Origin of the sequence: Billgrantia zhangzhouensis (assembly GCF_021404465.1) — a bacterium.
Lineage (GTDB): Bacteria > Pseudomonadota > Gammaproteobacteria > Pseudomonadales > Halomonadaceae > Halomonas > Halomonas zhangzhouensis.
Genome location: NZ_JABFTT010000003.1, coordinates 130503 through 150533 on the forward strand (window position 1 = coordinate 130503; position 20031 = coordinate 150533).

Consider the following 20031-nt stretch of genomic DNA (forward strand, 5'->3'; position numbering starts at 1 on the left):
CTCAATGTACCTCGGCCCCTGCCTGGCCGCGCTGACGTGCACCGGAGGCGTAGAGCATGATGTCCCGTTCGTTGATCTTGTCGTCGTCGAGTTCGGCGGCGATGCGCCCCTCGCGTATCACTAGCACCCGGTTGCACAGGCCGATGATCTCCTCCAGCTCCGAGGAGATGATCAGCACCGCCTTGCCCTGGTCGGTGAGCGAGCGGATCAGCCGATAGATCTGCTGCTTGGTATTGATGTCGATGCCCCGGGTGGGCTCGTCGAGGATCAGCACCTCGGGGTCGATGTCCAGCAGCTTGGCGAGATACACCTTCTGCTGGTTGCCGCCGCTGAGCAGCTGCACCGGGTCGCTGAGTCGCGCCGCCTTGATCGCCAGGCGTTGCTGGTACTCCTCGGCGCGTCGCCGCTCGGCGCGATGACGGATCAGCCCGCGCACGTAGCGTGGCAGGCTCAGCGCGGTGATGTTCTGCATCACATTGAACGACAGCACCAAGCCCTTGCCCTGGCGGTCTTCCGACAGGTAGGCCAGGCCGTTGGCATGTGCTGCGCGCGGTGAATCGATGGTCAGCGGCTTGCCGTTCAGTTCGATCTCGCCGGCACTCTTGCGCCGTAGCCCCATGATCGTTTCGGCGATCTCGGTGCGCCCCGAGCCGACCAGGCCGGAGAGGCCCAGCACCTCGCCGCAATGAAGGGTGAAGTCGATGTCATGCAGCAGGCTGGGCACGCTCAGGCCCCTCACCCGCAGGGCTGCGGCTCCCGGTGTGGCGCGCTTGTCAGGAAAGAGCTGCGACAGTTCGCGGCCGACCATCTTGCAGGCCATGTCCTCTTCGCTGAGCTTGCCGGTAGGGCACAGGTCGATCTGCTGGCCGTCGCGCAGGATCAATAGCCGGTCGCAGAGCTGCTTGACCTCCTTGAGCTTGTGCGAGATGAACAGTACCGCCACGCCCTTGGCGACCAGTGCGCGCACCACGTTGAACAGCACCGCGACCTCGCGGTCGGTCAGCACCGTGGTGGGTTCGTCGAGGATCACGATGCGTGCCTCGTGAACCAGTACCCGGGCCACCTCGACCATCTGGCGCTCGGCCACGCTGAGCCTTTCGATGGGCAGCTCGGGGTCGAGCTCCACTTCCAGCGAGTGCAGCACTTCGCGGGTGCGCTGGCGCATTCGCGCGCGGTCGAGCAGGCCGCCGCGACGAATCTCCTGGCCCAGGAAGACGTTCTCGTAGACCCGCAGGGTCGAGATCAGGTTGAACTCCTGGGGAATCATCGCCACGCCATGGCGGCGGGCCGTGATCGGGTCGAGTGCGCTGAAGGTCTGTCCGTCGAGGATTATCCGGCCGGCGCTGGGCGTATAGACACCGCTGATGATCTTGAGCAGGGTCGACTTGCCGGCGCCATTCTCGCCGAGGATGCCCACCACCTCGCCGGGAGCGAGGTCGAAGGCGATGTCTTCGAGCACCGTGACCGGTCCGAAGCTCTTGCCGATCCCTCCCAGGCGCAGGATGGGGCGGCTCATGGGGCGCCTCCCGCACCTTGCAAGGCGGTCCAGGCGCCTGCCGCGCGGCTAGAGGCAAGCGTGGCGGCGATGAAGTGCATGCCGTCGACGCCATCCTCCACGCCCGGCAGCCAGGGCGTTTCAGTACCTTCGTTGAGGCCGTCGCTGAGCGCCTGGTAGAGGTTGGCAAAGGCTTCCAGGTAGCCCTCCGGGTGACCACCGGGAATACGAATGCCACGGGCGATGTCGGCGCCGAGCCGGTCGTCGCGGCGCGTCAGGCGCTGGGCCGGGCCGTCGAGCGGGGAGAAGTGGAGCTCGTTGGGCGACTCCTGCGCCCAGCGCAGGCTCGCCTTCTCGCCCACCACGCGGATGCTGAGCCCGTTCTCGAAGCCGGGGGCGGTCTGGCTGGCCCACAGCATGCCCCTGGCGCCGCCGACGAAGCGCAGCAGGGCGTGGACGTTGTCGTCGAGCTCGCGTCCCGGCACGGCGTTGAACAGCTCGGCGCTGACCTCGCTGACGCGCTGACCGCAGATGAACTGGGCCAGGTGGAAGGCGTGCACGCCGATATCGCCCAGGCAGCCCGTCGCCCCGGCCCTGGCCGGATCCAGGCGCCATGCGGCCTGGCGGTTGTCCGGCCCGGGCGCCTCGCTGAGCCACTCCTGGAGGTACTCCACCTGCACGCTGCGAATGCGCCCCAGCTCACCGCGAGCCACCAGCTCGCGGGCATGCTGGACCAGTGGGTAGCCGACGTAGTTATGCGCCAGCACGAAGCGCTTGCCGCTGGCTTCGACGGCGGCCGCCAGTTGCTGCGCCTCGTCCACGCTCAGCGTCATCGGCTTCTCGCAGATCACATGCCTGCCCGCTTCCAGGCAGGCCAACGCCGCCGGGAAGTGCAGGTGGTTGGGCGTGACGATGGCGACGACCTCGGCGCCATCGCTGCGCTCCGCCTCGCCGGCCAGCAGGGCCTGGTAATCGGCATAGCAGCGTGACTCGGCGACGCCCAGCTCACGGGCAGTGGCCCGGTTGCGCTCGAGCTGCGACGAGAAGCTGCCGGCCACCAGCTCGAAGCGATCGTCCATGCGCGCGGCGATGCGATGCACGCCGCCGATCAGCGCGCCCTGGCCGCCGCCGACCATGGCCAGCCGTAGCCGCCGCGTCGTCTCGTTGCATGATGTTGCGTTCATGTCCGGTCTCCTCGGGTCAGTCGAGCCCCAGCAGGGCGCGATTGGCTTGGCGGTCGGTGCCGGCGTCGGCGAAGTCGTCGAAGGCGCGATCGGTCACCCGAATGATGTGCTCGGCAACGAACCGGGCCCCCTCGGCGGCTCCCTGTTCGGGGTGCTTGAGGGCGCACTCCCACTCGATCACCGCCCAGCCTTCGAAGTCGTACTGCGCCAGGCGCGAGAAGATGCCCTTGAAATCAACCTGGCCGTCGCCCAGCGAGCGGAAGCGCCCGGCGCGCTCCACCCAGGAGCTGTAGCCGCCGTAGACGCCTTGCTGGGCGGAGGGGTGGAACTCGGCATCCTTGACATGAAACATGCGGATGCGCCGGTGGTAGCGATCGAGGAAGGCCAGGTGGTCGAGCTGCTGCAGCACCATGTGCGACGGGTCGTAGAGGATGCAGCAGCGCGGGTGCTCGTCGACCGCGGCGAGGAAGCGCTCGAAGGTGATGCCGTCGTGAAGGTCCTCGCCGGGGTGTATTTCGAAGCAGAGGTCGACGCCTTCGCTGTCGCAGACGTCGAGAATCGGCTTCCAGCGCGTGGCCAGTTCGGCGAAACCCTCCTCCACCAGGCCGGCGGGACGCTGCGGGAAGGGATAGAGGAAAGGCCACAGCAGCGCACCGGAGAAAGTGGCCAGCGCATTCAACCCCAGGTTGGCGCTGGCCCGGGCGGCGAGCTTGAGCTGCTCCACGGCCCAAGCCTGGCGCGCCTCGGGGTCGCCGTGCAGCTCGGCCGGCGCGAAGCCGTCGGACAGACTGTCGTAGACCGGATGCACTGCCACCAGTTGCCCCTGCAGGTGGGCGGAAAGCTCGGTGATGACCAAGCCGTGCCCGGCCAGCATGGCCTGGAGTTCCTGGCAGTACTCCTGGCTTTCGGCGGCGCGCTCCAGGTCGAACAGGCGCTTGTCCCAAGTAGGGATCTGAACACCTTGGAAACCCAGCCCGGAGGCCCAATGGGCGATGCCTTCCAGGTTGTCGAAGGGCGGCTCGTCGCCGACGTACTGTGCCAGGAACAGGGCCGGCCCCTTGATGGTTTTCATTGAGCACCTCGCGTGTCGGTCTTGCCGGGCGCGGGCGGAAGCCTGCCGGAAGATGTCTGGTGAATGTAATGGATTACATTGCAGCAGCAAGGTCAACGAGGGTCAAGGCAGTGCCAAGGGTTGTCGAAGCAGCGAATGGAGGCCGCACGGATAGGTGAAATGCGTTGGCTGCGGGCTTGGTTACCCATCAAAACTTGGTAATAGGACGCAGGGTCTTCGACTAAAGAAGGAGGCCTCGAGCCGCTCATGCAGTGCGGCCGAGAGGAGTCGTGGAAGATGCACTGGCCCATGTTCTGGTGTAACGCTTTACATTCCAAGGATAGCCAACTCACAATAAGATGAGCGTGGCGGGACGGTGCCGGCCACGGCGTTACCGCGGCGGGACGACCTCGTTATGCTAAAAGCCAAGCCAGCAGCCAAGCGAACTCTCTCCATGCCCACGATCAAGGACGTCGCCAAGGCGGCAGGCTGTTCCACGGCTACCGTGTCACGGGCGCTGGCCAACCCCGAGAAGGTCACGGAGGCCACCCGGCAGCGTGTGGCGCGTGCCATTGCCGAGGTCGGCTATGCCCCCAATGTAGCGGCACGCAACCTGCGCCGTGCCGAGTCGCGAACGATCGTCACGCTGCTGCCTGACATTTCCAACCCGTTCTTCTCCGAGATTATCAACGGCATGGAGGAGGTGGCTCACCAGGCTGGCTACCAGGTACTGATCGGCGATTGCGAGCGCGACCCGGCCAGGGCCGAGGCTTATTTCAACCTGCTGCCGACCAATCAGGCCGACGGCATCATTCTGCTGACCTCCGACATTCCCCGTGCGCTGGTCAGTCACGCCGACGCCCGTGTGGATTCGCCGCTGGTCATGGCCTGCGAATCCTTCTCCGACATCGACCTGCCGACCGTCGCCATCGACAACTATCAGGCCACTGCCCACGCCATCGATTATCTGGTTTCGCTGGGCCACGAGCGTATCGCCTCTGTCTCCGGCCCTGCCGACAACCCTATTTGTTGCGATCGAACCCTCGGGTATCGAGACACGCTGGCCGCCCGGGGTTTGTCGGGTTCGGCGCGGGTAGTGGAGGGCGACTTCGGTTTTCGCTCGGGCTATCAGCAGGGGCTGGCACTGCTCGAGGACACCGTTGCACGGCCCAGCGCGATCTTCTGCCATAGCGACGAGATGGCCATCGGCGTGCTCAAGGCGGCCCGTCAGCTCGGCATTGGCGTGCCCGAGGCACTCTCGGTGGTGGGCTTCGACAACATCGGCTTCAGCGAGTACTGCGAGCCGGAGCTGACCACCGTCAGCCAGCCCCGTCACGAGATCGGCCAGCAGGCGATGCGCATGCTGTTGAGCATCTTGGCAGGGGAGGGCGTGGTGCGACGGCAGATCCTGAGCACGCAACTCATCGTACGCAAGAGTACCGGGCGGCCGGCCGACTGATCGCTGCGCTATGGCCTGCGTTGCTTCGCCAGCCACCTGTCCAGCGCATTGGCGAACTCGCGCCGGTCGGCCTCGTTGTAGCCCTTGGGGCCGCCGGTATGCTCGCCGCTCGAGCGCAGGGTTTCCATGAAATCCCGCATCTGTACCCTGGCGCGAATGTTGTTCTTGTCGAGGATTTCGCCGCGAGTGGTCATCACCGCTGCGCCCTTGTCGATGGCCACCAGGGCTAGCGGCAGGTCGGAGCTGATCAGCAGGTCGCCGGGCTCGAGGCGGGCCACGATCTCGTTATCGGCGGCATCGAAACCATGGCTCACCGACAGCGACCTGACCCACTTCGAGGGCGGCAGGGGCACGGCGTGATTGGCAACGAACCAGGCCATGGTGGTAGTACGCTCCGCGGCGCGTACGATGATCTCGCGTGCGACCTTCGGGCAGGCATCAGCATCAACCCATAGTGTGGGCATGAGCGCTCCTCATGAGACGGGGGCAGGATAATAGCATGCACCCAGCTTTCACCGATCAATCGATCAGGCCGTGTTCATCATAGAAAGGGAAGGGGCCGGGATAATCGCCAATGAAGCCTTGGTGAGTCACCAGGCCGTGGGTGAAGCTCCACTGGTGCAGCAAATAGCCCGGTGGCTCGAGGTGAAAGCCTGAGGGGCCGCCTGGTTCGAGATCCAGGCTGACCTGGTGAGATACACCGGGACAGCTCATGGCCAGGGTGCCGGCGAAGCGTGTCTGAATCGCGCGATGCAGGTGGCCACAGAGTACCCGCTCCACTTGGGGGTGGCGCGCGATCACCTCCGCCAGAGCCGTCGGCTCGCGCAGGGGCTGACGGTCCATGTGGGTGATGCCGCTGGTAAAAGGATGGTGGTGCAGCATCACCAGGGTGGGAAGCTCGGGCCGCTTCTTCAAGGTCTCGTCAAGCCAGCCTAGGCGTTCGGCGCAGAGTTCGCCATGGGGTAGCCCGGGCACGCTGGAGTCAAGTCCTATCAGCCGCACCGGATGGTCTTCCACGACCCATTGCAGGAAACGAGGGTGCTGAAAAAGATAATCGTGCTGAGCGAAGGCATCGCGCATGGCGGCGCGATCGTCGTGGTTACCGGGAATCAGGTAATAGGGCGCATGGAGCTTCTCCAGCAACGCCTTGCAAGCGGCGTACTCCTCGGGGCGGCCAAAGTCGGTCAGGTCGCCGCTGATCAGTACCAGCTCCGGTGAGGGCGTCAGTGTATTGAGGGTCTCGATGGCCCGCTGCAACGCTCTGGCGGTGTCCACTTGGCGGTAAGAGAGGCGCCCATTGGTCTTGATGTGTGGATCGCTGATCTGGGCAATCAGAAAATGCTTGCTTGAGTTCGGGTCATGCATGGTTTGCCTCCAGGTTCTTGGCCGGACACGCATGACGCTCGGGATGAAACAGGATTTCTGGTGGTAGCAGGAGACCAATGGGCTCATCAGTACGCCACTGGCGGCGCGAAGCGGTCTCAACCTGTAGGAATGTGTTGTTGCCAAGGTCTACCAACAGACGCTGGCTTTGGCCAAGAAAGATGCTCTGTCGCACCTCGCCTCTCAAGTCAGTGTTGCCATCCGCCGCTATCTGAATGTCTTCTGGACGGCAATAGACTGCTTCCACTCCAGTGAGGTGCGGTGCGTGCAGTTCGCCTCCGCTCACACGCAAGCGGTGGTCAGCCAGAGTGGCGTGTACCTCCAGGCGGTTGACGGCGCCTATGAAATCCGCCACGAAGGTGCTGGTAGGGCGATGATAGATTTCCCTGGGTGTGGCGAGTTGGGCGATGCGCCCCGCTTGCATCACGGCGATACGATCGCCCAGAGCCATGGCCTCGGCCTGGTCGTGGGTAACGTAAACGGCAGTAGTACCAAGCTCTCGTAGTAGTTGGCCGATTTCCAGGCGAAGCCGGTCGCGCAGTTTCGCGTCCAGTGCTGCCAGTGGTTCGTCAAACAGCAATACCTTTGGCCGCACAGCAATGGCTCGTGCCAGCGCCACGCGCTGTTTCTGGCCGCCGGAGAGTTCGTGAATGCGCCGCGTGTCGAAGCCCTGGAGATCGACCATGGCCATCACCTCGACCAGCCGTTGGCGGATCGCATCGCGGGACAAGCCTTTGATCCGTAGGCCGTAGGCAATGTTGTCGGCAACGTTCATGTTGGGAAAGAGTGCATAATTTTGAAATACCATGCCTACGTCGCGTTTCTCGATGGGCAGGGCGGTGACATCACGCTCGCCGAAGCGGACGCGACCGCCGGCGTCCGGGCTTTCCAGGCCGCTGATGATGCGAAGGGTGGTGGTCTTGCCGCAACCGGATGGGCCGAGCAGGACCAGGGTTTCGCCAGCGGCGATAGTGAGATTCAGCGGGTGCAGTGCAACCTGGCCGCCGGGAAAGGTACGTCCGCACCCTTCGAGAGTAATGGAGGTGGAAGTCATGGCGTTCTCGAACGATTGGCGAAACGCCCTGCCCATTGGATTACGACAAGTAGAGGCAGGGTCATGGCGAGAAAGATCAGCGTGTAGGCAGAGCCGATTTCCAGCCGCATTGAGGCGTAGCTGTCGGCCAGGCCTACCGGCAAGGTCTTGTTGAGCGGCGTGTGCAGCATCCAGGTGATGTTGAATTCTCCGATGGAGAGCGTCACCACCATCAGCGCTCCGGCGAGTATGCCGCCTACGCAGTTAGGCACCACTACGCCGAGGAAGCGTTGCCTGAAGCCGGCGCCAAGACTGGCGGCGGCCTCCTCCAGCTCAGCCAGCCGGGCGCCACGCATCACTGCCAGCACCGGGCGGATCATGAACGGCAGGGTGAAGAGAACATGCCCGATGAGGATAAACAGCCAGCTCTCGCGGAATCCTCGCATGTGACCGTAGGCCAGCAGCAGGGCCAGCGCCGTCGCCAGCCCTGGTATTGCCACCGGTAGCAGCAATGCCTCCTCGATGGCGTTGGCCCAACGGCGCTTGCTGCGCAGCAAGCCGTATGCCGCGGGCACGCCAAGCAGCACGGTGAAGCACAGGCAGGCCAGGGCGAGCCGGATAGAGAGCCAGATGGTATCGGCGTAGAGTGCCCACACCTCTTGCACCCAGCGTAGTGTCAGGCCGCTCTCCAGGCCGACGAAATAGTTGGCGGTGAGCCCGGCCATGACCGACATGATCACCGGTACGATCATGAACAGGCACACCGTTAGGGTGAAGCCCAACTGCAGGCAGAAGCGTAAGCGGCTCATGCCGGTGCTCCCAGGCTGGTGTCGGCCAGCTTGCGGGACAGGCTCAGCGCCAACCAGGTGATTGCGCCGAGCACTACCGAGAGCGCCGCGGCCATGGCGAAGTTGGCGTAATTGGTAAACTCGCCGTAGATCGTCAGCGGCATGATGCTCATTCTGGTGCCCAAGGTGAAAGCAGTGCCAAAGGCACCCATGCTGGTGGCGAAGCAGATCGCCGCAGTGGAAAGCAGGGCTGGCGCGATGCCGGGTATTATCACATCGCGAGTGACCCGCCAGGGGCTGGCACCCAGTGAGCGTGCGGCCTCCTCCAGGCTGCGGTCCAGGGTTTCACAGGCCGCCATTACGGTAGTGATGACGCGGGGGATGGAAAAGTAGAGATAGCCGACGAATAGACCCGAGAGGGAGTAGGCGAACATCCAGCGCTCGTCGAACAGCCACATGCTGAATTGTGCCAAGGCGCCCTGACGCCCTCCCAGCATGATGACGAGAAAGCCCACCACCACACCGGGAAAGGCCAGCGGGAAGGTGAGAATGGCGACCAATACCGCCTTGCCGGGAAAGGAGTGGCGGGCGAGAAAGAAGCCTGCCACGCCGGCGATCAGAACGGCCAATGCCGAGACTGCCAGCGATATCCCCAGGGTGGTGCCCAGGCTGACGAGGTACTGGCGCTGGGTGAGGATGGCGAAGTAAGCGCTCATACCGCTGGCCCGGTCAAGCTCCGTTCCCATTACCACCAAGCGAGTGAAGGGCAGTAGCCAGAAGGCGCCGAACACCGCCATTGCCGGCGCCAGGGTGAACAGCGCCAGCTTTCGCTGGCGCCGGTTTACCTGCTGGAGCATCAGCGCACCTCGGTCTGATAACGCTCGGAGAAGCCTCGCTGTGCCTCGGCCATGGCGTCGTAATCCACGGTCTTGGCGCGGGCATAGTCGCTGTCGGGGAGGAATACTTCGCGAGCCTCCTCGGAGATGGCGCTTTCGCGCACCGGGCGCAGGTAGGCGTTCGCCCACACCGCTTGTCCCTGATCGGACAGCACGAAGTCCAGCACCGCACGGCCGTTGTCGGGATTGGGACCGTTCTTCACCAGGCTCATCACGTAGGGCACTACCACACTGCCTTCCTCGGGAATCACGAACTCCACGTTCGCACCGTCGCTGTGGCGGGCTCGGTAGGCGTTGAAATCGTAGTCGAGCAAAATGGGAATCTCGCCGGAAAGCACCCGTGCGTAGCTGGTCTGCTGCGGCACGATGGGCTGGTTGTCGGCAAGTTCGTTGAAATAGTCGATAGCCGGAGTGAAGTCATCCATGTCACCGCCGAGAGCCAGGTTGATGGCCACTGCGCCGACATAACCAACGAAGGCACTGGCAGGATCGAGGTAGCCGACCATGCCGCGATATTCGGGCTTGAGCAGGTCGGACCAGGAGGTGGGAACGGGTGCGCCATCGAGAGCATCGACGTTGACCATCAGTCCCATGGTGCCGGAGTGGATAGTGAACCAATGGCCCTCTGGATCTTTGAGTCCATCAGGAATTTCGTCCCAATGCGAGGGCTGGTAGGGCTCGATGACGTCCTCTTCCATGGCTTGGATGCCGAAGCTGACGCCGTAGTAGACGACATCCGCTACGGGATTGTTGCGCTCGGCGACGAGTTGAGCCAGCGATTGGCCGGAGTTCTTGTTGTCCTGCGGCACGTTGATGCCGGTTTCCTGTTGGATCAGACGCAGTTGGGAACCCCAGTCGGCCCACTCCGGGGGGCAGTTGTAGCAGATCGCATTGCCGCTGGCCTGCGCGGCGGAGGAAAGTCCGCTGATGCCTAGCAGGGCGGCAGCCAGCAGGGTATGGCGTAGACGTGGAAAGGTCATGGTGTGTTCCTCTAAGGATCGTAGGGTTCTGGGGCTTGGCGGGATGCCGGAAGTGCGCCGGCGCTTTCGCCCTCACGCAGGACGTGGGGCAGGGGGAGCGGCTGTGGGGTCGCTCCCCGTATCAGGGCAAGCAGGGTGTCCACCGCTACGCGACCGAACTCGGCGCGGGGCTGTACCACGGTGGAGAGCGAGGGATAAAGATGACGACCAAGCTCGATGCCATCGAAGCCCATCACCGACAAGTCTCCTGGCACTGAGCGTCCGCTGCGTCGTAGTTCGCCGATCAGACTGATGGCCAGCAAGTCGTTGGTGCAGAGCACGGCCGTCAGTCCTTCAGTCCCTCCCAAGGCGGGTGCCAGTCGGGATAGGGCGACCTGGGTGTGGCGGGGCATTTCGATCAAGGCAAGAGGCGTGAGGCCAGCGGCCTCCATGGCCTCGCGGTAGCCCTCGTGGCGCAGCCGGGCACGGTCCGATTGCAGTAACGGGCCGCCGATCATGCCGATGCGTCGATGGCCCTGGGCGATGAGGTAGCGGGTCGCGTCGGCCATGGCGGCGCGATTGTCCACCCCAACAGAAGGAAAGCATGGGGCGACGGGAGGGTTGTGCACCAGGAGGCAAGGCGTGCTCTCCCGGCGTAGCTTGACGAGCACCGCGCTGTGGTCCGCCTCGGCCACGGTGAGGGCCAATCCGTCGACCCGTTGACGTAACATCTCCTCGACGATGGCTTCCTCTCGGCCAGGGTCGTAGCCGCTCGTGGTGACGATCAAGGAATAGCCAGCGGCTCGAGCTGCCTCCTCCATGGCCTGCAACTGCTCGGCGAACACCGGGTTGTCGAGGCTGGGGACCATGACGCCGAGCATCCGGGTGGCACGGGTGCGCAACTGTTGTGCCACCTTGTTGGGACGAAATCCGAGAACACGGGCCGCTTCCATCACACGCCGGTGGGTTTCGGGGCGTAGGCTTTCCGGCGAGGAAAAGGCCCGGGCCGCCGTGGCCCGGGAGACCCCTGCTAGTTTTGCCACGCTGAGCAGGTTTGCCATTCACCACCTCATCATATTCGTGAACACAATGAGATCGATCTCATTACGCTACTGACTGACTGTAGATGCACCTAATGACGAAACGATGATGATCGAGTGGCAGTTCGGTGGCAGTCACGCAAGGGCGATAACGCTGGCAAGGCGGCATGCGGCGTGATAGCATGCGCCCTCCTCGCATGTGCTGACCCCGCCATCATGACGATTCGCTCCGTATGCCACGCGTACGAGAGGCAATCACCGAGACGACAGCCATTGCTGCCGCGTCCGAGATGTGAAGATGGAGCGCTACAGGATGCCGCCAATCGGGCGACATCGGCGCAAAAAGGTCGCCACAGCGGTTCGTGTCCAAGGAGACGAGCCGGATGCCAGGTGCGACCGGCGTCCACGTAAAACGTGATCGCTCTGTCTGGGCCAAATCGGTCGGATGACAGGGCTACCGACCATGCCGCATGGCTGTGTCGGGGATGCCTCAATGTGATTGCCGGCGAGTGCCGGCCTACCAAGGTGTGATTGATGACCTCGACTTCTGTCGCCTCGCCGAGCTTCGGCGATCTTGCTCTGCTGCCTGCCGTTCTTGCCGCTGTAGAAACACTGGGTTACGAAACTCCTTCACCAATTCAGGCACAGACCATTCCGGCGCTGCTGGAAGGGCGTGACATGCTGGGCCAGGCCCAGACCGGTACCGGCAAGACCGCGGCCTTTGCCCTGCCGTTGCTGTCGCGTCTCGAGATGACCCGACGTGAGCCCCAGGTGCTGGTGCTGGCGCCGACCCGCGAGCTGGCCCAGCAGGTGGCCGTCTCCTTTACCAAGTACGGCCAGAATTTGCAGGGCCTGGAAGTGGCCACCCTGTGCGGTGGCCAGGAATATCGTGAACAGTTGGGTGCGCTCAAGCGTGGCGCCCAGGTGGTGGTGGGCACGCCGGGTCGGGTGATCGATCACCTCGACCGTGGCAGCCTCAAGCTCGACGGCCTCTCCTCCCTGGTGCTGGACGAAGCCGACGAGATGCTGCGCATGGGCTTTATCGATGACGTCAAGCGCGTGGTCGCCGATACCCCGCAGGATGCCCAGCGCGTGTTCTTCTCCGCCACCCTGCCGGCCGAGATCGAGCGCATCGTCAACCGCTACCTGGTCGATCCGGTCAAGGTCGCCATCGAGTCGCGCACCACCACTGCCGAGAGTATCGAGCAGCGCTTGGTGCGGGTCGACGGCGGTGCCAAGCTGGAAGCGCTGGCGCGTATCCTCGAGGTCGAGCCGGTGGACGCCGCGATCGTCTTCGTGCGTACCCGGGCGGCCTGCACCACGTTGATGGAGCAGCTCTCCACTCGCGGCGTGAACGTGGCCAGCCTCTCCGGCGACCTGGACCAGAGCCTGCGTGAGCGCACCATTCAGCGCCTCAAGCGCGGCAAGATCGACGTGCTGATTGCCACCGACGTGGCCGCCCGCGGCCTCGACGTGCCGCGCATCACCCACGTGATCAACTACGACCTGCCCCAGGACAGCGAGGCCTATACCCACCGTATCGGTCGTACCGGCCGTGCCGGTCGCGAAGGCGTGGCGATCACCTTCGCCGGCTTCCGCGAAGGCCGCAAGATCGGCTGGCTGGAGCAGGCCACCGGACAGCGCATGACCGAGATGGCGCTGCCCGACGAGGCCGCCATCCGCGCTCACCGCGACGAGGTGTTCCACCAGCGCGTCATCGCCGCGCTGACTGCCGGCGCCGACGAGCAGCGTGCACTGGTCGAGCGCCTGGTAAGCGAGGGCTACGACCCCATTGAGCTGGCCTGCGCCTTTGCCGCCCTGGCACGCGCCGACGAGGCACCCATCGGTCGCCTCCAGGCGCCGCGCAAGGAGCGTGCCGACCGCGGTGATCGTTCCCCGCGCGATGGCAAGTCGCCGCGCCGCGATCGTGGTCCGAGCGAGGGCATGACCCGTTACCGTGTCGCCGTCGGTCACAAGGATGGCGTCAAGCCGGGCCAGCTGGTCGGCGCCCTGGCCAACGAGGGTGGCATTGAAGGTTCGCGGATCGGTCGCATCGACATCCGCAATGCCTTCTCGGTGGTGGAGCTGCCGAGTTCGCTGCCGCCGAGCATTCTGGCCAAGATGGCCCGCGCTCGCGTCGCCGGTCGTGCGCTTGAGATCAGCGAAGACAGCGGTGCGCCCGAGCGTGCCCCGCGCCGTCGTCGCGAAGACGGCGATGCGCCGGTGCGTCGCCGCACCAGCGCCTAAGCGCAGCGTTCGCCACTAGCGGCGAACACGATCCAAGCCCAGGTCGGAAAAACCGACCTGGGCTTTTTTGTGTCGGCTTGGCAATTGCCATACTACCATACTAGTATGTTCAGAATTGGCGATGACAAGACGGAGTGGTGCCATGACGACCCCCCTGCAAGCCCTGTGGCAGGAAGCGCGCGACGACGGTTCGGTTCGCCAGAGGCTCTATCGGGTGCTGCGCCAATCGATCATCCGCATGGTGCTGGCCCCCGGCCAGGCCTTGTCGGAGAAGGAGCTGGCCGACACCTTCTCGGTAAGCCGTCAGCCGGTGCGTGAAGCTTTCATCCGGCTGTCGGAGGCGGGATTGGTGGAGGTTCGTCCGCAACGCGGTACCTACGTGGTGCGGATTTCCCGGAAGGCTGTGCTCGAGGCACGCTTCGTGCGCGAGGCGATCGAGGTGGCAGTGGCCCGTGCCGCGGCCGAGGAGGGGGTGGCAGCGTACACCCTGGACGAGTTGCGCGAGCTGATCGAACGCCAGCGCCGCTGTATCGAGCCCAACGATTACGACCGCTTCTTCAAGCTCGACGAGGCCTTCCATCGTTCGCTGTCGCTGGGGGTGGGGCACACTGCGGCATGGCGCGTCACCGAGGAGGTCAAGGCACAGCTCGATCGGGTCCGCTACCTGAGCATTCCCGAGTCGACGCCGATCGCCAAGCTGACCGACCAGCACGCGATGGTCGTCGAGGCCATTGTCGAGCGGGACCCCGAAGCGGCTGGCCGGGCCATGAGTATTCATCAGCGCGAGATTCTGCACTCGCTGCCGGAACTCATGCGTCGCTTCCCAGAGATGTTCGACGGGGACTCCCCAAGGAGCCATCACCATAAATCCATAGCCAGCAAGTACTGAGCAAGACGCCAGACCACTCGAAGTAACAACCACAACACACGTCAGGAGGCTCACATGAAAACCACCGTCATCGCAGCGGCCATCGTTCTGACCGCCAGCGCCAACCTGGCCCACGCGGCCTATCAATTGAATCTTTCCTCGGCGCTCAGCGCCCAGGACCCCATCGTCCAGGCCATGGAGGAAGCCAGCCAGGCCATCGCGGAGCGCTCCGATGGCGAACTCACCGTGCGTGTCTTCCCCAATAGCCAGCTCGGTTCCGACGAGGACGTGGTCGAACAGATTCGTAGCGGCGCCAATGTCGCGGTGCTGATCGATGCCGGGAGGCTTGCGGAGTACCAGCCGGAGCTGGGCATTCTCAGCGCGCCCTACCTGGTCGAGGAACACGCCGACTATGAACGCATCACCTCGTCCGCGCTCTACCAGGATTGGGTCGAGAGCCTGGCCGACAGCAGCGGCCTGCGCTTGCTCAACTACAACTGGTTCCAGGGGTCCCGCCACATGCTGACCCAGAAGCTGGTCGAGACACCCGACGACCTGCGAGGGGTGCGTGTACGCACCATCAACTCACCGGTGTGGCTGCGCACCATCGAATCGATGGGCGCTACACCCACGCCGCTGCCCTGGTCGGAGGTCTACTCCGCGCTGCAACTGGGAGCAATCGACGGCGCCGAGGCGCAGCTCACCGCCGCCGAGGGCCAGAACCTGCATGAGGTGATCACCCACATCGCCTTGACCGGCCATATCCATCTGATGACCGGTCTTGCCACGTCCGAGCAGTGGTACCAGTCGCTGCCGGAAGAGCTGCGCACCATCCTCGACGAGGAGCTACACAATGCGGGGGAGGCCGCCAGCCGGGCTACTGCCGATGCTCAGGATGCCGTGCGCGAGCGCATGGAGGCGGAGGGCGTGACTTTCACCGAGGTGGATGTCGAGCTGTTCCGCGAACGCGTTGCCGGCGTCTACGAGGAGCTTGGCTACGACCAGTACCGTGACCAATTGACCGCGGGAGAGTGAGCCTGACGGCCCTTGTCGCTATGGCGGCAAGGGCTGATCGACTCGCACGTTGTTCCATGGAATCGGCCGGCCGCGTTCCGGCACCGAGGATCTTCGACATGTGGTACTGGTACGACCGACTCGAAGCCTGGCTAGCCGTCGTGCTGCTGGGCGCGACATCCCTGACCCTGCTGGTAAGCTCGACGGCACGCGCCATCGGTCAGCCCTTCGCCGGGGGGGCCGAACTGGCCCAACTGCTGTTCATCTGGACCGCTGTGCTGGGTGCCGATATTACCTTGCGCCATGGCGGGCAGGTGCGTATCGATGCCCTGGCGGTACGCCTGCCGCTGACGCTGCAGCGTCTGGTCACCGGGCTGTGCCTGGTGCTGATGCTGGGGTTTCTGGCCCTGCTCGTGCGTTACGGCTTTCCCCTGGCGCTCTCCAACTGGCAGCGCCCGATGGGGGTGGCCGGGTTGAGCTACGGCTATATCACTCTGGCGCTGCCGGTGGGGGCCAGCCTGATGATCGTTTCCCTGCTGCGTCGCGTGGCGGCCAAGGGCATCGTGCTGAGCCTGGTGCCGGATGACGACAGCGTGGAGGGAGCATCATGACTGCTGCTCTGCTGCTGGGCCTGGGGTTGGTGCTGATGGTCATTGGCATGCCCGTTGCCTTTGCCATCGGTATTGCCGGGTTCACCTACTTCTTTCTGCCCGAGACTTTCCTGCCCACCAACATCGGGGCACAGCGCATCGTCTCTGCTACCCAATCGTTCCCGCTGCTGGCGGTGCCACTGTTCATCTTCATCGGCCACTTGATGAATGCCAGTGGCATCACTCCGCGCTTGATACGGCTCTCCACGCTGCTGGCCGGCTGGATGAGCGGCGGGCTGGCCCAGGCCAGTATCGTGCTCAGTACCTTGATGGGTGGCGTGTCGGGCTCGGCGGTGGCCGATGCCGCCATGCAGTCGCGGGTGCTGGGGAAGGGCATGATCAAGGAGGGCTACAGCCCCGGGTTCTCCGGCGCGGTGCTCTCCATCGGCGGGTTGATCACCGCCACCATTCCGCCGAGTATCGGCCTGATCCTCTACGGCTACCTGGGCGAGGTCTCCATCGGGCGGCTGTTCATCGCCGGCGTGGTGCCAGGCTTTCTGCTGATGGTAGCGTTGATGGTGACGACCTTCTTCGTGGCCAAGCGCCGCGGCTACGCGCCGGTACGCGAGGGGCTGCCGTCGGGCCGAGAGGTGCTCAAGGCCGCACGCAGCAGTATCTGGGCACTGCTGTTTCCGGTGTGGCTGCTGGTGGGCATCCGTTACGGCCTGTTTACCCCCACCGAGGCGGGGGCCTTCGCTGTGGCCTATGCGCTGCTGGTGGGCTGCGTGATCCATCGTGAGATGGGGCTGCGCGAGGTACTCACGGCGATGCATGCCAGCGTGCGCGATATCGGCATGATCATGCTGATCATCATGTTCTCGGGAATCATCGGCTACGTGGTCTCCTTCGAGCGGGTGCCGCAGACCATCGCCGAGCTGACCCTGGGTGTCTTCTCCAGCCAGGCCACGCTGCTGCTGACCCTCGCCGTACTGTTGGTGCTGCTCGGTATGCTGCTCGAGGCCACGGTGGTGGTGATGCTGCTCACGCCGATCCTGGTGCCGGTGATCAAGGCGGCCGGCATCGATCCGGTGCACTTCGGCCTGCTGATGATGACGCTGGTGACCTTCGGCGGCATGACCCCACCGGTGGGGATCTCGATGTACACCGTGTGCGGCATCCTGCGCTGCTCCTTCTTCGATTACAGCCGTGAGCTACTGCCATTTGCCTTGGCGGTATTCGTGGTGGTGCTCGGCATCATCTTCTTCCCCGACATCGTGCTGTTCCTGCCCAACATGCTGATGGGCTGAGCCTGAACGAGCGATAACTATGGAGGGTTCAATGGACTTCACCGACAAGATCGCTTTCATGGGACCGGACTTCCTGCTCAAGAACGAGCCGGCACGCCGGCTCTACCACGAGCATGCCGCGGCCATGCCGATTTGCGATTACCATTCGCACCTGAGCCCAGAGGAAATTGCCGGCGATGTGCGCTTCGACAACCTCACCGAATTGTGGCTCAAGGGCGATCACTACAAGTGGCGGGCAATGCGCATCGCCGGTATAGACGAGCGGCGCATTACGGGTGAAGCAGGTGACCGCGAGCGCTTCCAGGCCTGGGCCGAAACGGTGCCGCACTGCCTCGGCAACCCGCTCTACCACTGGACCCACCTGGAGCTGCGCCACCCGCTGGGTATCGAGAACACGCTGCTCTCACCGGCCACCGCCGAGGAAATCTGGACCACCGCACGCGAGCGGCTGGCCACCCCACAACTGAGCGCCCAGGGTATCCTCGAGCGCTTCAAGGTGCGCACCGTGTGTACCACCGACGACCCGGTGGATGATCTCGCCCTGCACCGGCGGCATGCCGGGAACGGGGCAATGCCCGCCATGCTGCCGACCTTCCGCGCCGACGCCGTGCTCAAGATCGATCAGCCCGACTTCGCTGACTACCTCGGTGAGCTGGAGCGTGCCAGTGGCGTGCCCATCCGCGGCTACGACGATCTGCTCGAGACGCTGTACCAGCGCCTCGAGCACTTCGCCGCCCACGGCTGCTGCCTCTCCGACCACAGCCTGGAGAAACCGGTGTTCGTTCCGCCGCCGAGCGCGGCCGAACTCGACCGGATGATCGATCGCCGCCGCCGTGGCAAAACGCTCAGCGGCGACGAAAGCGCCGCCTTCACTACCGCGGTGCTGCTGTGGCTGGGGCGCGAGTACGCCCGCCGTGGCTGGGTGATGCAGCTCCACCTCGGCGCGCTGCGCAGCCTGAGCCAGCGCGGCTTGGCCGAGATCGGCGCCAACAGTGGCTTCGATGCCATCGGCGACGTCACCTACGCCGAACCGCTGGCGGCGATTCTCGATGCGCTGGACCGCGAGCGGGCGTTGCCTCGTACCGTGGTCTACAACCTCAACCCTCGCGACAACGAGATGCTGGCGAGCCTGGTCGGCTCATTTTCGAGCGACGGCATCCCCGGCAAGCTGCAGTTCGGTGCCGCCTGGTGGTTCAACGACCAGCGCGACGGCATCGAGCGTCAACTCGTGACTCAGATGAACTTCGGCCTGCTGCGCCACTTCGTCGGCATGCTCACCGATTCGCGCAGCCTCTTGTCGTTCTCCCGCCACGACTACTTCCGCCGCATCTTCTGCCAGATGCTCGGTGCGCAGATCCAGCACGGCGAGCTGCCGAACGATCTCGACCGTATCGGCGAGCTGGTACGGGCGGTGTGCTACGACAACGTGCAGCGCTACCTGTTCCAGAGATAACGATAGAGACAACGGCCAACCCCCCATGACTGCGACGGAATACCCATGAAAATCAGCGACGCCTATGTGATCGTCACCTCGCCGGGGCGCAACTTCGTCACCCTCAAGATCGTCACTGAGTCGGGCACCTACGGCATCGGCGACGCCACCCTCAACGGACGCGAGATGGCGGTGGTGGCCTATCTCGAGGAGCACGTGATCCCCGCCCTGATCGGGCGTGACGCCAGCCGCATCGAGGACATCTGGCATTACCTCTACCGTGGGGCCTACTGGCGCCGTGGGCCGGTGACCATGGCGGCGGTGTCGGCGGTGGATCTGGCGCTGTGGGATATCAAGGCCAAGGCGGCGGGCATGCCGCTCTATCAGCTGCTTGGCGGCAAGAGCCGCGAGCGGGTGATGACCTACGCCCATTGTACCGGCAAGGACATCGATAGCTGTCTCATCGAGGTGGAAAAGCATGTCAAGCTCGGCTATCGCGCCGTGCGGGTGCAGGCCGGCGTGCCCGGCATCCCCACCATCTACGGCGTGGCCAAGCGCGAGGGCGAGCGCTACGAGCCGGCGGACGCCGAGCTTCCCGCCGAGCACGTATGGAGTACCGAGAAGTACCTCAACCATGTGCCCAAGCTGTTCGCTGCGGTGCGCGAGCGCTTCGGCGACGAACTGCACGTGCTGCACGACGTGCATCATCGGCTGACGCCCATCGAGGCGGCGCGCCTGGGCAAGATGGTGGAGCCCTACCACCTGTTCTGGCTCGAGGACTGCGTGCCGGCCGAGAACCAGGAGAGCTTTCGCCTGATTCGCCAGCACACCACCACGCCACTGGCGGTGGGGGAGGTGTTCAACTCGATCCACGACTACCGCGAGCTGATCGAGAACCAGTGGATCGACTACATCCGCACACCGCTCTCCCACGGTGGCGGCATCACCCATATGCGGCGGATCGCCGATCTGGCCGGGCTCTACCACGTGCGCACCGGCTTCCATGGGCCGACGGACCTGTCGCCGGTGTGCTTGGGTGCGGCGGTCCACTTCGACACTTGGGTGCCCAACTTCGGCATTCAGGAGCACATGCCCCATACTCCGGAGACCGACGCCGTCTTCCCACACGATTATCGCTTCGAGGATGGCCATTTCCTGGTCGGCGAAGCACCGGGGCACGGCGTCGACATCGACGAGGAACTGGCCAAGCAATACCCCTACAAGCGTGCCAGCCTTCCGGTCAATCGGCTGGAAGACGGCACCTTGTGGCACTGGTGAGGAGAGC

18 protein-coding genes are annotated in these 20031 nt (G+C 64.4%); 8 read left to right on the forward strand and 10 right to left on the reverse strand.

The features are described 5' to 3' along the window. Nucleotide 1: 1 nt before the first annotated feature. Genes HOP51_RS04370 through HOP51_RS04380 form a run of 3 tightly spaced genes read right to left on the reverse strand, consistent with a single transcriptional unit; the run spans nucleotide 2 to nucleotide 3751 of the window. Complete coding sequence (locus HOP51_RS04370; RefSeq protein ID WP_234272743.1) at nucleotides 2-1516, reverse strand: sugar ABC transporter ATP-binding protein; 1515 nt, start codon at nucleotides 1514-1516, stop codon at nucleotides 2-4. After that, nucleotides 1513-2679, reverse strand: coding sequence for a Gfo/Idh/MocA family protein (locus tag HOP51_RS04375; protein WP_234272744.1), 1167 nt, complete (start codon nucleotides 2677-2679; stop codon nucleotides 1513-1515). The genes HOP51_RS04370 and HOP51_RS04375 overlap by 4 nt, the downstream gene beginning before the upstream one ends. 16 nt (nucleotides 2680-2695) lie before the next feature. Then, nucleotides 2696-3751 (reverse strand): sugar phosphate isomerase/epimerase family protein, encoded by a 1056-nt coding sequence (locus HOP51_RS04380; RefSeq protein WP_234272745.1) that lies wholly within the window; start codon nucleotides 3749-3751, stop codon nucleotides 2696-2698. Nucleotides 3752-4184: 433 nt separating this feature from the next. On the opposite strand from HOP51_RS04380, the gene HOP51_RS04385 reads away from it, so the two are divergent. Continuing rightward, nucleotides 4185-5189 carry a LacI family DNA-binding transcriptional regulator gene (locus HOP51_RS04385; RefSeq protein ID WP_234272746.1) on the forward strand — a complete coding sequence of 335 codons (1005 nt, stop codon included), beginning with the start codon at nucleotides 4185-4187 and terminating at the stop codon, nucleotides 5187-5189. An 8-nt stretch (nucleotides 5190-5197) separates the two neighbouring features. On the opposite strand, the gene HOP51_RS04390 is transcribed toward HOP51_RS04385, so the two are convergent. The 7 genes from HOP51_RS04390 to HOP51_RS04420 are packed head-to-tail and all read right to left on the reverse strand — an operon-like array spanning nucleotide 5198 to nucleotide 11309. After that, nucleotides 5198-5653 carry a YaiI/YqxD family protein gene (locus HOP51_RS04390; RefSeq protein WP_234272747.1) on the reverse strand — a complete coding sequence of 152 codons (456 nt, stop codon included), beginning with the start codon at nucleotides 5651-5653 and terminating at the stop codon, nucleotides 5198-5200. A gap of 55 nt (nucleotides 5654-5708) precedes the next feature. Then, nucleotides 5709-6554, reverse strand: a complete 846-nt coding sequence (locus HOP51_RS04395; protein ID WP_234272748.1) for a phosphodiesterase — start codon at nucleotides 6552-6554, stop codon at nucleotides 5709-5711. After that, a complete protein-coding gene (locus HOP51_RS04400) occupies nucleotides 6547-7626 on the reverse strand; it encodes an ABC transporter ATP-binding protein (protein ID WP_234272749.1) in 1080 nt (359 codons plus the stop codon). The genes HOP51_RS04395 and HOP51_RS04400 overlap by 8 nt, the downstream gene beginning before the upstream one ends. Further along, entirely contained in the window at nucleotides 7623-8414 is a 792-nt protein-coding gene (locus HOP51_RS04405) for an ABC transporter permease (RefSeq protein WP_234272750.1), read from the reverse strand. The genes HOP51_RS04400 and HOP51_RS04405 overlap by 4 nt, the downstream gene beginning before the upstream one ends. After that, nucleotides 8411-9250 (reverse strand): ABC transporter permease, encoded by an 840-nt coding sequence (locus HOP51_RS04410; RefSeq protein ID WP_234272751.1) that lies wholly within the window; start codon nucleotides 9248-9250, stop codon nucleotides 8411-8413. Before HOP51_RS04410 ends, HOP51_RS04405 begins: the two co-directional genes overlap by 4 nt. Next, the gene (locus HOP51_RS04415; protein ID WP_234272752.1) at nucleotides 9250-10269 is read right to left on the reverse strand and encodes an ABC transporter substrate-binding protein; all 1020 of its coding nucleotides are present in this window, start codon (nucleotides 10267-10269) and stop codon (nucleotides 9250-9252) included. Before HOP51_RS04415 ends, HOP51_RS04410 begins: the two co-directional genes overlap by 1 nt. Before the next feature lie 11 nt (nucleotides 10270-10280). Further along, nucleotides 10281-11309, reverse strand: coding sequence for a substrate-binding domain-containing protein (locus HOP51_RS04420; protein ID WP_234272753.1), 1029 nt, complete (start codon nucleotides 11307-11309; stop codon nucleotides 10281-10283). A 513-nt stretch (nucleotides 11310-11822) separates the two neighbouring features. Here HOP51_RS04420 and HOP51_RS04425 point away from each other — a divergent pair. The 7 genes from HOP51_RS04425 to manD all read left to right on the forward strand — a co-directional run bounded on the left by HOP51_RS04425 (nucleotide 11823) and on the right by manD (nucleotide 20024). Continuing rightward, nucleotides 11823-13535, forward strand: a complete 1713-nt coding sequence (locus HOP51_RS04425; RefSeq protein ID WP_234272754.1) for a DEAD/DEAH box helicase — start codon at nucleotides 11823-11825, stop codon at nucleotides 13533-13535. A gap of 142 nt (nucleotides 13536-13677) precedes the next feature. Beyond that, the gene (locus tag HOP51_RS04430; RefSeq protein ID WP_234272755.1) at nucleotides 13678-14424 is read left to right on the forward strand and encodes a GntR family transcriptional regulator; all 747 of its coding nucleotides are present in this window, start codon (nucleotides 13678-13680) and stop codon (nucleotides 14422-14424) included. A gap of 54 nt (nucleotides 14425-14478) precedes the next feature. Continuing rightward, complete coding sequence (locus tag HOP51_RS04435; RefSeq protein WP_234272756.1) at nucleotides 14479-15438, forward strand: C4-dicarboxylate TRAP transporter substrate-binding protein; 960 nt, start codon at nucleotides 14479-14481, stop codon at nucleotides 15436-15438. Nucleotides 15439-15536: 98 nt separating this feature from the next. After that, a complete protein-coding gene (locus HOP51_RS04440) occupies nucleotides 15537-16028 on the forward strand; it encodes a TRAP transporter small permease (RefSeq protein ID WP_234272757.1) in 492 nt (163 codons plus the stop codon). Beyond that, on the forward strand, nucleotides 16025-17314 hold the full coding sequence (locus HOP51_RS04445; RefSeq protein ID WP_234272758.1) for a TRAP transporter large permease: 1290 nt from the start codon (nucleotides 16025-16027) through the stop codon (nucleotides 17312-17314). Before HOP51_RS04440 ends, HOP51_RS04445 begins: the two co-directional genes overlap by 4 nt. 31 nt (nucleotides 17315-17345) lie before the next feature. Beyond that, nucleotides 17346-18767 (forward strand): glucuronate isomerase, encoded by a 1422-nt coding sequence (gene uxaC / locus HOP51_RS04450; protein ID WP_234272759.1) that lies wholly within the window; start codon nucleotides 17346-17348, stop codon nucleotides 18765-18767. 45 nt (nucleotides 18768-18812) lie between these two features. After that, nucleotides 18813-20024 carry a D-mannonate dehydratase ManD gene (gene manD, locus HOP51_RS04455; protein WP_234272760.1) on the forward strand — a complete coding sequence of 404 codons (1212 nt, stop codon included), beginning with the start codon at nucleotides 18813-18815 and terminating at the stop codon, nucleotides 20022-20024. Nucleotides 20025-20031 lie beyond the last annotated feature (7 nt).